The organism is Clostridium sp. KNHs214, assembly GCF_000744935.1.
Lineage (GTDB): Bacteria > Bacillota > Clostridia > Clostridiales > Clostridiaceae > Haloimpatiens.
In genome coordinates, this window is sequence record NZ_JQMW01000012.1 from 1 (window position 1) to 13,201 (window position 13,201).

The window sequence follows — 13,201 nt, forward strand, 5'->3', positions numbered from 1 at the left end:
TCCAAACTCTTATGCAAGTCATGGAGGAGAAATTTCATAATTCCATTACATTCTACCTTATTGTGGGTTAATCATTACTATAAGTTTTATCAAAGTATTAATTAGACCTTATTAATCCCTGCTTAAATCCTAAAACATACTTTTATTTAATAATTACTTTATGTTTTGCTAAGATATTATTTAGACCCTATAATCTCTATATCTAAAAATTCTTCATCATCTAAAACCCCATCTTTTTTAGTAAACCTAATTAACATATATATCTCTCCCATTTTTTATCTATATCTTTTTCCATATAGAAAATTTGATGCTTACACCTCTATACATGATTGCTTTTGTTCCCCCCTTAGTTTGCTACTGAACTTTTAATTTCTGTGTAAATTAATATCTTGCCATTATATACTCATCTTCATATTTTCCATTTCTGATGGCTACGTATTTTTTTCTGCCCTCAATTTCAAAGCTAATGATTTATATAAATTTATGGCCTTTTCATTATCAACAAAAACTCCAAGTTCAATTCTTACAAGCATAAGCCAGTTATCTGCTATATCCAATAGACTAGTCATCAAAGCTCTTCCAATGCCCTTGCCTTGTATAATCCTTGTGTACAGATATACCCATACTCCCTGAATGTCTTACCCTATTTGATCTATTAACTGATAAAGTTGCAGCTCCTACAACTTTTATAATGCCATTTTCTTCAATCTCGGCAACTAACATATGGTCATTTTCAGTAAGATTATTTATGATATTTTGAATTCTTGTAATTCTTTCACTGATAATACCCATGGTGTTTTCTCTTACTCCATCTTGCCTTCTTATTTCATTTATAGGTTCTGCATCTTCAATTCTTACTGGTCTTATTTTTAAGTTCATACTCAACTCCATACTACCCCTGCTTAGTTTTAAGTTTTCCCTCTTTCTTAAGGAGCTTTTTTGGGGACAGTTAAGTATCGTTGTTTGAATTTTACTTAACATCGTTTTATTTTTTCTTAATTATTATCTACTTAGTTTAATTGTTCTACTTAACCATCGCCATTTTTATTTTATCGTATTATTCTACTTAACCGTCCCCATTTTTATCGTATTATTTCTGTAATTTATTTCTGTGATTTCTTATCTACTATATTATTAACGTAAATTGATTGATATTCCTTGTCTAAAATGTCCATAAAGATTTCATCATAAGCTTTTCCAGCTATAAGTTTTGCTTCTCGAAGTCTCCCAGCCTCTTTAAATCCCACTTTTTTATAACATTTTATAGCTTGCTTATTAAATGAATATACTTTTAGAGAAATATTGTGTAAATTTAATACATTGAATCCAAAGTCTAATAAAAGATTTAACACATCTTGACCGTAGCCTTTACCCCAATAATCTTTATTACCAATAAATATACCTACTTCTCCTATTCTATTTATATGGTCTAGCTTTGGATATCCACAATTTCCAATAAGTTCATCCTTTTCTACATCTATAATTGCAAAATTATATCCATTAGTAGAAATCCTTTCTAAAACTGATTTTTCTGCTTCGATTCCAATAAGTTTGGATGCAAATACAAGGCCCGCAGATACTTCCATATCATTAACCCATTTAGTATATTTTTCGTAGTCCTCCACATTTATAGGAGACAAATAACATTTTTGTCCTATAAGTTTTTTAAAGTACATTCTAACTCCTCCTTCTTCACAATGATTGTTTTTCAGTGTTCAATTCAAATATTTTCCTCAACACCGCCTAGAAAACGTCACCTTCTCTATCCCACTAGCACGCTGTGTCACTCTCATCTAGCCCTCTATTCCACTAGCCACTTAAATCTATCACACTGGCCAACTGTCACACTGACTTCTAGCCCACTAAAATTGCCTCTTTATAGTTTTAAGCATGCTTCTACGGCAAACCAAAATAACTTTTCTCTTATCTCACCTCTTGCATGCCAATTTCTTGAATCCCATTCTTCACAGCTTACATCGTCTCCACTATATAATATTTGTCCAAGCTTTACATTTCTAAATTTTGCCACTGCAAAGAAAGCTGCTGCCTCCATTTCAACGGTTACACATCCTTCTTCTTTTCTCAATTTTACTTTTTGTGGAGTTTCTCTGTAAAAGGCGTCTGTTGTCCATGTTTTTGATATTAAATACTTACATTTATGTCTTTCTAAAACTCCTTTTATTACTTCTACCGCCTCTTTATTAGCTTCTATTTCTCTGCTTGGTTCAAGGTAATGGTATGACACTCCTTCGTCTCTTACTGCTGAAGCTGTTATCATAAGATGTCCAACAGCAATTTCTCTATTTAAAACCCCTGCACCACCACAAGCAATAAATTTATTTACCCCCATAGCTATTGCCTCTTCTAACACTGCAGCTGCTAGTGGCGCCCCTACTCCTGGATTAAAAACAACAACTTTCCTTCCTTCGTACTCCAATTCATAAATAGGATTTTCTCCTATTTCAGATTTAAAAGATGCTATAGGCTTTAATTTTCCCTGATTCTTTAATTTCTCTAAAACATCATTAAAAAAACACATCACCGCATATTCGGGTATATCTAACTTTTCTATTATCTTATGAGGTTCGATAACTGCCTCTTTTGTATCATCAAATTCTAGTATTGGAAATTCCTTTTTTAGCATAACCAATTCCCCCTTAGTATCATCAATGCCTTTACTCATTTAATCTATTTAATTTACTAACTTTATTTATATTATTCTACTTAACCTACATCTGAGTTAATATTGCAATTTCCCAATTTCTACTTAACCGTCCCTAATTCCTGTTCTCCAGTTCCTACCTGGCACACTAACCAACTAATACACTAATTATTCGTTCTTACTTCTATCTTCTTGCTGCCAGTGGACATTCTGCCCCAACCCCCTATAGGAATAGTTGCAATTGGAGTTACGTGTCCAAAATTCACATTGGCCATAACTGGTATATTATTCAGTTCTCTCTTTGTGTTTATTATTTTTATAAGCTTTTCATTTGTCATAGCTGAAGCCTTTTGAAATCTCCCTATAAGAATTCCTCTTACTCCTTCAAATCCTGGTTGATGTATGGTAGATTGAAGATCTCTATCAAAAGTTTCCGCATCAACCAAGTCATCATCTTCTATAAACAATATGGAATTTCTTAGTGAAGGCATATATTCTGTGCCTTGAAGAAGATTGAATGTACATAAATTTCCTCCAATTAAAGTTCCTTTTGCTTCCCCTTCATTTATAACTAAATACCCATCGTTAGAAATAAAATTTCTACTTCCCTGCTCTCTATACCAAGGGTCATCACTCCAAAATTCTGAAGGTTTAATCTCCATATAAGTTTTATTTTTAGTGTTTGTCTCCCTGTTAACTTTATTTTTACAAACTTCATGGTTTTTAAAGTTTTTCACATTATCTGCCTCATCAATACTTTCTTGACTATTAAAATTTCCCTCACTATCTATCCCAGCAATGTTTTCTTGGTTATTTTCCCCTTTTACTTTGCTTTCTTCATCTAAAAAACTCTTTTTAAAATACTCTGTTGTATATTCAATACCTTTTTCCATGGCAAAAGATGAAAAATGAGGTCCGTAGTAAGTTATAAGTCCTGTTTTCTTATAAATTGCACAACATAAGGCGGTTATATCTGAAAAACCACAAAATATTTTAGGATTACTTTTTATAATTTCATAATCAATGTATCTTAATAACTGATTTGAATTGTACCCCCCTATTGTGCTTATAACGGCTTTTACATTCTTATCTAAGAAAGCCTCATGGATATCTTCCACACGGGATTCTATACTAGCTGATGAAAAATCATCGCATTCCTCCACGTGTTTAGCAAAAGTCACCTTAAGCCCCATTTCCTCAAATCGCCTCTTAGCTATTTCTCTTAACTCCTCAGTTATTATCTTCATACTTCTAGCTGGTGATATCACTCTTATTTCATCACCAAATTTCAACTTATTGCATTTCATTGTAATCTTCCTCCTTATTTTGAAAAATAATTTTCCATTTTTTAATAGTAATTTAAATTACTATTATTTAAACTATCCCTTAAGTTTGAAACTCCTTTGAAGCTTTATCCTAAATTAACAACCGATATATTTATCATTGCATTTGTTTCCATAAAAACTACTACACTACTTAACCATCCCCGTGAATTCGTCCTTTAATATGCCCATCAAAACATAGTCCGTATATTTACCATCTACATAAAAACTATTTCTCCTTCTACCTTCTTCTTTAAAACCACATTTTGAGTAGCATCTATATGCCCTTTTGTTAAAATCATGAAGCCAAAGTTCTATTCTATTTAAATTAAGTTTATTAAAAGAATAATCCAAGAGAAGCCTTATAGCTTCCTCACCATATCCCTTTCCTAGATTAGCTTCTTGACCTAATACAATTCCCAATAAACCAACTCTATTTTTCCAGTCTATTGTTAAAAGATCTATTTGTCCTAAATATTCTTCTGTATCTTTATTGGCAATTATAAAATTTTTTCCTTTAGTTTTTCCTTCCAATATTGAGTCTAAAAAATTCTCCGTTTCATTCAATGTATGTGGATATAAAAATATGTCTGATAAATACTTAGTAATATTGGGATTATTCACCCATTTTCTAATGTAAATTAAATCTTCTTTTTTGTACTCTCTCAGCATAATTCTTTTTCCTAATATTCTCCCCATAGCTATTCCTCCTTGTATAATAATGATGTAGTCATTAAGACTACTCATCTCAATTTAATTGTTTCTATAATAGATAACAGAAGAAGGATTTCTTCCTTCATCAGATGTTATCTTAGTTAATTATCATGCTTGACGGTTCCTATATAGACTCCAGACTTTTCATAAAGTATAATCTTCAAGGATAGGACAAATAATGTTTTCCTCCTTGGGAAGTCAGTATCTGCTGACTCATACCCGTGATTTAGTCAATTAGTCCATTCAATGAGGTTTTATGATTCGGCTGGTTGGGAGCCTCAGGCTATACCTGTATAACTCGCAAGGTTGTGTACTCATTAGATGGAAATGGATTCCTATCGGAAAGGAGCTTTTGCTCATGTCAAACATTTTATTTAAAAATTTATTTATCTCGGTCGGTATTGATGTTGGTGCAGATTTCAGTTGGATGTCTATCGCACTTCCTAACCAGGCCTTTGTTGGAAAGCCTTTTAAAATACTACATTCAAACATTGATTCCCTTGAACTCGCTGTTTCTAAAATAAAAGAAGCAGAAGAGTTGTATTCTTTGGAAAGTCGCATTTTCCTAGAATCCACGGGAATTTATCATTACCCACTCTTCTGCTATCTTCGTGATACTGGATTTAATGTTAACCTAATTAATCCTATCATCACTAAGAATAGCACAAACATTAACATTAGAAAAGTGCATAATGACAGATTTGATTCAAAAAAAGCTGCCTTAATAGGCTTAAAGCCAGATTTAAAAGTATCTCTTATGCCATCAGATCTTGCTCTTGATTTAAGAAATCTTTCAAGAGAGTATTATGATTTGATGGACAACCGTTCTGCTTATGTGAACAAACTTCAAAGTGAACTTCGGATGGTATTTCCAGAATACCTTAAAATTTTTTCAAAAATAACTACTAATACATCATTAACCTTATTAGAAACATACACATCTCCAGATGCATTTTTAAATGCTTCCAAAGAAGAGATTATTGATTCTATAAGATCTACAGCTCGTTTTGGGCTTACATATGCTAATAATAAGTATAATGCCATTATAAAGGCTGCCAATGATGCAAAGACCTTCGGTTATTCTGTAAGTAGTAATTTTAAGCGTATTAGATTATACATAAGCTTTATTCGAAAGTATGATGAAGAGATTTCTTCTATACTCTCTGAAATGCATAAGCTTGTTGATGAAAATGAAAATACTGATTTTGTAAAGCAAATTCACTTGATTGAAACATTTAAAGGTGCAGGTTTTCTTTCTGCTGTAAGCCTCATGGGAGAAATCGGAGATTTCTCTGCGTTCAACTCACCAAAACAGCTTTTTGCTTATTTTGGTTTAGATCCAGCAGTAAAGCAATCTGGCAACTTTAATGGCACAAAAATCAGTATGTCAAAGCGAGGCTCTCGAATTGCCAGAAGAGTAATTCACACTATGGCATTAATCAGCATAAGCAAAAACAAAGATGGCTCCGCCAAAAATCAAGTACTTCGAGAATACTATCTTTTAAAGTGCCAAAGTAAGCCTAAAATGATTGCTCTTGGGGCAGTTATGCATAAAGTTTGTAACGTATTATTTGCCATTCTTCGTGATGGGAAAGAATTTGAAATAATTACACCAGAAGAACACCAAAAGAATTATCTCAAAGCGAAATGCGGCTTCGCTGCGTAGTATAATTCCATAAATATAATTTCCGTTTTTTGTTAGTCTAACAAAAGTTTATTAAGGTTACCCTTTTTTAAGATAATAAAAATATTAATTATTTTTTTAATTCTTATTGACATTTCTTAGCTGGACTAAAAAATTAATATGAAATATAGATTTTTTCTTTCATGAAAAATCTTAGAAAATACTTATTTTTATCCGATGACTACCTGCCGTAACACTCCCACTTCTTACAAAGTGGGAGATAACGGCAGCTACGTCCCTGGATAACGCTCTCTAACCTTCAGTTGGAGTAAAAACTCCATCTGAAGCTAAGAGCTCTGTTTATAAAACAAAAAACCCACAGAGTCACTCTTAAATCGTGACTCCGCAGGTTTAAATTCTAATCTGCGTGTAGGAAATTTCTTTGTACATTTAGAAAGTCTCCCTGTACCGCTCAGGTATAACTTTAATTGAAGTATAAATATTAGCCCAGCAACACACTAATAACTAATGCTATGCTCAGGTGTAACTCTAATTTAAGTATAACCCTAGATACACTCACTTCATGGTATATTTCTTGACAATTTTAAGTGAAAAATTACAACCTTTAAGTTAACTAAAAACTAATACTCCAGTGCACTGAAAGCTGTGAAATATCACTTAATTGTGTAATATATTAACATGTTCAATAAAAACTGTCAATAGTACAATTACAAATTTCCTTAAATGTTTTAATTAAACTATATCATGATTATCCCACAAAAGTATTACATTACTTAAATTATGAAATTTCTCTTGAATGACTTGCATAAGAAGCAAAGGAGCTGTTTAAATTTATTGTTCCCAGTTCTTATGCAAGTCATGGAGGAGAAATTTCATAATTCCACTACATTGTACCTTTTGTGGGCACTCTCTTTTGTGGTTGAATCATATGATTATTTTGAGTATTTTTTATGTGTTAAAATCATTTCCTCGGTAATTGCTTTTAATGTTTCTGTGGTCATCAATTGATCTTCTGCATGCATTAAAAGCAATGATACTTTTACTGGTTCGCCCGAAGCTTCTTGCTGAATTAATGAACTATGTGATTCATGAGCCTTTAATAAACTTGCCTCTGCATCTTCAACACATTTTTCTGCTAGCTCAAAATTCTCTTCTCTTGATGCTTTTAGAGCCTGAAATAAAGATGACTTTGCATCTCCTACATTACTAATTAATTGGAATGATATTAATTCTAAATCCTCCATACCTATCTCCTCTTTTCTTTTTTAACTGTCCATTATTAAATTTAACTTTTAAACTACCTTACTGCCATGAATTTCAGTTGCACCTGTATAATCTAAAATATATTGTCTATTTTCTTTGGTAACACCTTTTCCAGGCATAATTGTAATTCTTCCATTAGCATATTGGACTAAAGCTTTCAATTCATCTTTTCCCTCTAAGGCATTAACTTTTCCGCCTTTAGTTAATATTCTATCTACTTGCAAACTTACCAGCTGATCTATAGCAGAGAACTTGTCCTCTATTTCATCAAAAGCCATATGGAAAGTTACACTCATTGGCTTTGATATTTCTACTAGTTCTCTCACTGTTTTTATATCTATATTGCTATGGACTAAGGCACCAATAACTACTCCATGAGCACCTAATTCTTTAGCTATTTTGATGTCCTCTTTCATTATTTCTACTTCTTCCCTTGAATATTCAAAGGAACCCCCTCTTGGCCTAATTATAACCATTACAGGTATTTTTACATTAGCTATAGTTGTCTTTATAGTACCATAGCTTGGAGTAGTGCCATCCTCTAATAAATTATCACATAATTCTATTCTGTTGGCTCCTAACTTTTCCATAGAGATAGCATCTTTGAATTTTCCTACACAAGCCTCATAAATACTCACTGCTTTTCCCCCTTGTTTTATATGCTTATGAAACTCTCCCGCCACTTCTTATGCTAAAGTGCAGTTTTGTTGACTAATAATTATAAGTTTATTTCATATACCTATGCATACTTATAATATCATAACTGTATTTTAATCTACAAAACTAATTATTCTATAACATTGCTTTATCTATATATAATACTACTTTACCTATAACATTGCTTTATCTATAACACTTCTTAATCTATAGTGCTAGTTAATTCAAGAAACTAAAAAATGTGTATTTGAAAAGTACTGTAATGATGCAAAATGCTAGTAAAACTAATTTGAATTTTAAGCTATTATAATAAACTAATCAAATGTTATAGGAGATGTTATTCTTTTAGTGTATGCATCTAACCATTCCTGACTTGCTACTTCATAGGTTGTTTTTCCATCTACATTTTTACATACATAAACTGTAGGTTCCTTACTATCTGTAGCCACTGAAAAAGAAAATCCATCAATATTAGTTGCTACTCCAAATTCACCCTTATTATTTAAACATACTACAGATAAATCTCCTGCTTTCTTTCTCTTTTTAATTAATTTTTCATTCAAATCTTCAACAGCTTTATCTGCAGCTTCCTGTGGAGTACATCCATCTTTCATAAGTCTAACTATTTCATAGGAAATGCAGCCCTTCATTAAGTCTTCTCCAAGTCCAGTAGCTGTTGCTCCTCCCACTTCACTATCTACGTAGAAACCTGAACCACAAACTGGTGAATCACCAACTCTTCCTTTTCTTTTCATAAATAACCCACTAGTTGATGTACCAGAAGCCATAGAGCCATTAGCATCTAATGCTATCATACCAACGGTATCATGTCCATCATAAGGACTTAAACCTTTTTCTACAGTTTCTTTAACTCTTTTCTTGTAATGCATTTTAGCTCTATCTGTTAACATATTAACTCTTTCAAAGCCATTTTTATGAGCATATTCATCTGCTCCAGTTCCTACTAAAAAGCAATTGAATCTTTCGTCACTTAATTTTTTAGCTATACTTATAGGATTTTTAAAATCTCTTATACCAGCTACTGCTCCTATAGATAAAGTATCCCCATCCATATAAGCTGCATCTAACTCAACTTCACCGTTTTCATTTGGCAATCCACCATATCCAACTGATTTATAAAAAGGATAATCCTCAACCATACTAATTGCCTCTTCTATAGCATCTCCTGCTGGGGCTTTATCTTCTAATGATTTGCATGCCTTAGTTATTCCTTCAACTGCCATTCTCCACGTTGCTATTATTGCCCACTTCATAAACTTTTTCCTCCATTCTTAATTGTTAGTTATTGATACTTATTATCTATGCAATAACTATGCCAACTATAAAATACACAATGATTTTTCAATTTACTTATGCTTTTAAACACTTTTCCTAACTAATAATTGATTTTTGTATCAAGTGTATTGTAGAATAATACATATACACGTTTACATAGGTTATTTTCTGCATAGTGTGTTTTATTTACACAATTATTGACACAATAATTTAAAATTAATTACACACTTCATTATTTATAAGGGGATAGGATATTATGAAAAGAATAGATTTAGTATACAATTCTATAAAAAACATTAGATAAAGGTAGTGGAGTAACCACTATTGAAGTTAGTGAATTGTTAAATTTAGAGAGGTCTAATATAAGTAAAGACTTAAATTTACTAGTTAATGAAGGCTTATTATATAAAAATAGTTCGAGACCTGTAAAATACTTTTTAAACAATTCTACTAATGTAGATTTTACGGCAAAATCATCTATGGATAATCTAGCTTATCTCTATCCATCATTGATACCATCTATAAAACTAGCTAAAACAGCTATTTTGTATCCAGATAACGGAATGAATTGCCTGATTATCGGAGACACTGGTGTTGGTAAATCCATGTTAGCAAAATTAATGCATGAATATGCTAAATCACTAGATATTAAGAAAAACATGCCTTTTCTACATTTTAACTGCTCAGATTATTCAAATAACACCCAGCTATTAAGTTCCCATCTTTTTGGCGTAAAAAAAGGCACCTTTACTGGTGCAACTGAAAACAGAGCTGGACTAATAGAGCAGGCTGACGGAGGTATTTTATTCTTAGATGAAATACACAATCTTCCTAGTGAAGGTCAAGAAATGCTTTTTGTGTTTATGGATACAGGCTACTTTAAGAGATTTGGAGAGGTAACAAAAAAAATTCATTCTTCCGCTCGTATAATCTGTGCAACAAATAAGGATATAAGCTCTTCTCTTTTAGATACATTTATAAGGAGAATTCCAATAAAAATTTACATACCGGGATTAGAGGAAAGGCTTTTAGAGGAAAGACTTACCCTTGTAGAATATTTTATAAAAAATGAAAGTATAAAACTAAATAAGCCTATTTGGGTATCCTATAACACAATGCTTTGTTTATTATCCTATCATTGCCCTTATAATGTAGGTCAGTTGAAAAATGATATTAAACTAGCCATTGCTAACGCTTATTCAGACTATTTTATTCATAATAAGAAACAAATTAAAATAAATAGTCCCGATTTACCTGATGAATTAAAAAACATGCTAAATACTCAATTATCTCAAGAAAGGGTTTTATTAGATTCCTTAGATATGGTAGATGGCTATTTTATATATGATAAAAATTCCGTAATAACTAGTCATTCATTTTTAAAGCAGAAGCATATTATTCTCAATAGTTTTAAAAAGCTAATAAAGGATACTGCTAGTAATATGATTAATAAAGAAATAAGCAGTGAAGCTATCATTGACTTTTTTATAGATTATCTAAATATAATTAAAGATGTTGCTTCAAGTTATCAATACAGCCTTAATAATTCTGCATACGAGGAGTTCTTATCAAGTTTATCCAATTTAGATAATGAACTTACAAACTATTTCACTGATGATATAGTAAAAAATTTCTTTCGTATTCACCTTGATATGGTATATGACAGAATTAATCTAATGGACTTTGATTCTCTACCTACTTTAAATAAAATTAAATCTGTTTTTCCAAACTACTATACTATATCGTTAAGCTTAAAATCTGTTATAGAAAGAGTTTACAATATTAATTTATCTAATACAGAAATACTTTTCTTAACTATTTTTACTATATACTTATATGAAAGACCTAGTCTATAAAAGTATATAATCCAACCCAGCACTCAGTAATAGTTCATTCATTAATCTTTCACTGAGTGCTGGGTTATATATTGATTGAAAAATAAATCAGAAATTTTCTAAATGAAATGAAAAAAGTCCACATTATTGATATTGGATATTTGCTATTTATAATTTCAATTATTATCTAATATAAATTCTAAAAATCATGCGCAAAGTTGAGATATTAATATTACTAAATTATTTAGCTAATTCATAAATTGCTTTAGCATAAATTTTAATACATTTTTCAAGTAAGGATATTTCTATAAATTCATTAGCTTTATGAGCTAAATCCTCACTACCTTTAAATAAGGCTCCAAAAGCTACTGTATTAGGCATTAATTTAGCATAAGTTCCTCCACCTGTAGATAAAAGTTCCGCTTCCTCCCCTACTATATCTTCATATGATTTTTTTAAAGCTTTTATCATTTTATGCTCCTTTGGGAAATGCAATGGTGGATTATGATTTCCCATATGAAAAGTTAAATTAGTATCTTTTATTTTCTCATTAATATTGTTTACTATACTATCACTAGAAACTGTAACTGGATACCTAATGTTAAATCTCATGCGTATTTCTGAACTATTACCATTAATAATTCCCAAGTTTAAAGTTAAATTTCCAGACTCCTCATCCCAAAAATTTATTCCTAATTTACTTCCACTATAATCCTTTCCAATTAACTGTGAAAAATCCTTTAAAAACATTGTAAAGCTATCTTGAAAATCTAATATTTCATTTAAGTATAATATCATATTAGCTATAGCATTTTCTCCTGCTTCTGGTGTACTTCCATGAGAAGCTTTTCCTCTGCTTATTATAATAATGTGATTTTCATGAGATTCTAAATCTATTCTATACTTTTCCTTTAAACCTTCATCTTTAAATACCTGAAGTAATTTAGAATTGCCATCATGTATTATTTTACACTCACAATAATCAGGAACTATATTAGATTTTATTTGCCACCTTTTAGTATATAGTCTATGTTTATAGCCACAAAGATTATTTTCTAACTTTTGAACTAATTCAAAGGTAAAAATACCCTTTTCAGAGGTTACTATTGGAAAGTATGCATCTGGAGTGAAACAATATTTAGGTGCTTTTTCTTTCTTTAAATAATAGTCTATATCCTCTGTACCAGATTCTTCATTAGTTCCAAAAATAATTCTAACTTTTTTGGATAATTTAACATTAGAATCCTTTAATAGTTTTGCTGCATAAAGAGCTGCCATTATTGGCCCTTTATCATCTATGGCTCCTCTAGCGTATAATTTCATCTTTTATTATAGGTTCAAAGGGATTTGTATTCCAACCATTGCCTTCCGGCACCACATCTATATGTCCTAATACTCCTACGTATTCATCACCCTGTCCAAACTCCGCATAGCCTACATAGTTATCTAAATTAACTGTATTAAATCCATAGGATTTAGCTATGTCCAATACACAGTTTAATCCTTTTGCTACTCCCTTACCAAAAGGATTAAATTCATCAGGCACATCTTTAATTGTTTTTTCCTTTAATACAATTTTAAATCCTCTAAAAAACTTATTATTTATTTTAATATCTTTAATAAATCCATAATACTCACTCTCCTAAAATTTTCGTAAAGCTATCTATTATTATCTTTTATTCTTCTATCAATTTCCAATTAATATTTTACAAAACTCTGCAATAACCTTTACTGTTTGTACATAATCTTTTCGATGAATTATTAATCTAGGTGAATGCATATATCTTGTTGGTATAGATAATGTCAT

At 31.1% G+C, this 13,201-nt stretch carries 11 protein-coding genes and 1 pseudogene; 2 read left to right on the forward strand and 10 right to left on the reverse strand.

The features are described 5' to 3' along the window. Positions 1–381 precede the first annotated feature (381 nt). From CC89_RS15405 to CC89_RS15425, 5 genes and pseudogenes are all read right to left on the reverse strand, one after another. Positions 382–879: pseudogene (locus CC89_RS15405) on the reverse strand (GNAT family N-acetyltransferase). Positions 880–1,103: 224 nt separating this feature from the next. Further along, complete coding sequence (locus CC89_RS15410) at positions 1,104–1,676, reverse strand: GNAT family N-acetyltransferase (protein WP_035293737.1); 573 nt, start codon at positions 1,674–1,676, stop codon at positions 1,104–1,106. Between the two features lie 200 nt (positions 1,677–1,876). Next, positions 1,877–2,683 carry a nucleoside phosphorylase gene (locus CC89_RS15415; protein WP_286161373.1) on the reverse strand — a complete coding sequence of 269 codons (807 nt, stop codon included), beginning with the start codon at positions 2,681–2,683 and terminating at the stop codon, positions 1,877–1,879. 143 nt (positions 2,684–2,826) lie between these two features. Continuing rightward, positions 2,827–3,969 carry a S66 family peptidase gene (locus CC89_RS20830; RefSeq protein WP_035293741.1) on the reverse strand — a complete coding sequence of 381 codons (1,143 nt, stop codon included), beginning with the start codon at positions 3,967–3,969 and terminating at the stop codon, positions 2,827–2,829. A 165-nt stretch (positions 3,970–4,134) separates the two neighbouring features. Further along, positions 4,135–4,683 (reverse strand): GNAT family N-acetyltransferase, encoded by a 549-nt coding sequence (locus CC89_RS15425; protein WP_035293743.1) that lies wholly within the window; start codon positions 4,681–4,683, stop codon positions 4,135–4,137. Positions 4,684–5,056: 373 nt separating this feature from the next. Here CC89_RS15425 and CC89_RS15430 point away from each other — a divergent pair, with 373 nt between their 5' ends. Then, a complete protein-coding gene (locus CC89_RS15430; protein ID WP_035291097.1) occupies positions 5,057–6,364 on the forward strand; it encodes an IS110 family RNA-guided transposase in 1,308 nt (435 codons plus the stop codon). A gap of 911 nt (positions 6,365–7,275) precedes the next feature. On the opposite strand, the gene CC89_RS15435 is transcribed toward CC89_RS15430, so the two are convergent. The 3 genes from CC89_RS15435 to CC89_RS15445 all read right to left on the reverse strand — a co-directional run bounded on the left by CC89_RS15435 (position 7,276) and on the right by CC89_RS15445 (position 9,537). Then, positions 7,276–7,587 (reverse strand): PTS sugar transporter subunit IIA, encoded by a 312-nt coding sequence (locus CC89_RS15435; RefSeq protein WP_035287744.1) that lies wholly within the window; start codon positions 7,585–7,587, stop codon positions 7,276–7,278. A gap of 48 nt (positions 7,588–7,635) precedes the next feature. Beyond that, positions 7,636–8,244, reverse strand: a complete 609-nt coding sequence (locus CC89_RS15440) for a copper homeostasis protein CutC (protein ID WP_035287745.1) — start codon at positions 8,242–8,244, stop codon at positions 7,636–7,638. 333 nt (positions 8,245–8,577) lie between these two features. Next, positions 8,578–9,537 (reverse strand): glycosylasparaginase, encoded by a 960-nt coding sequence (locus CC89_RS15445; RefSeq protein WP_035287747.1) that lies wholly within the window; start codon positions 9,535–9,537, stop codon positions 8,578–8,580. Between the two features lie 360 nt (positions 9,538–9,897). Between CC89_RS15445 and CC89_RS15450 the strand changes: the two genes are divergently transcribed. After that, complete coding sequence (locus CC89_RS15450; protein ID WP_286161374.1) at positions 9,898–11,415, forward strand: sigma 54-interacting transcriptional regulator; 1,518 nt, start codon at positions 9,898–9,900, stop codon at positions 11,413–11,415. A gap of 219 nt (positions 11,416–11,634) precedes the next feature. On the opposite strand, the gene CC89_RS15455 is transcribed toward CC89_RS15450, so the two are convergent. After that, positions 11,635–12,717 (reverse strand): Sapep family Mn(2+)-dependent dipeptidase, encoded by a 1,083-nt coding sequence (locus tag CC89_RS15455; RefSeq protein WP_051931880.1) that lies wholly within the window; start codon positions 12,715–12,717, stop codon positions 11,635–11,637. After that, the gene (locus CC89_RS19625; RefSeq protein ID WP_051931882.1) at positions 12,701–12,940 is read right to left on the reverse strand and encodes a hypothetical protein; all 240 of its coding nucleotides are present in this window, start codon (positions 12,938–12,940) and stop codon (positions 12,701–12,703) included. The genes CC89_RS15455 and CC89_RS19625 overlap by 17 nt, the downstream gene beginning before the upstream one ends. Positions 12,941–13,201 lie beyond the last annotated feature (261 nt).

Bases quoted from the DNA above. Each gene is read 5' to 3' on its own strand.
- CC89_RS15410 (WP_035293737.1), bottom strand. From the start codon at position 1,676: ATGTACTTTAAAAAACTTATAGGACAAAAATGTTATTTGTCTCCTATA.
- CC89_RS15415 (WP_286161373.1), bottom strand. From the start codon at position 2,683: ATGAGTAAAGGCATTGATGATACTAAGGGGGAATTGGTTATGCTAAAA.
- CC89_RS20830 (WP_035293741.1), bottom strand. From the start codon at position 3,969: ATGAAATGCAATAAGTTGAAATTTGGTGATGAAATAAGAGTGATATCA.
- CC89_RS15425 (WP_035293743.1), bottom strand. From the start codon at position 4,683: ATGGGGAGAATATTAGGAAAAAGAATTATGCTGAGAGAGTACAAAAAA.
- CC89_RS15430 (WP_035291097.1), top strand. From the start codon at position 5,057: ATGTCAAACATTTTATTTAAAAATTTATTTATCTCGGTCGGTATTGAT.
- CC89_RS15435 (WP_035287744.1), bottom strand. From the start codon at position 7,587: ATGGAGGATTTAGAATTAATATCATTCCAATTAATTAGTAATGTAGGA.
- CC89_RS15445 (WP_035287747.1), bottom strand. From the start codon at position 9,537: ATGAAGTGGGCAATAATAGCAACGTGGAGAATGGCAGTTGAAGGAATA.
- CC89_RS15455 (WP_051931880.1), bottom strand. From the start codon at position 12,717: ATGAAATTATACGCTAGAGGAGCCATAGATGATAAAGGGCCAATAATG.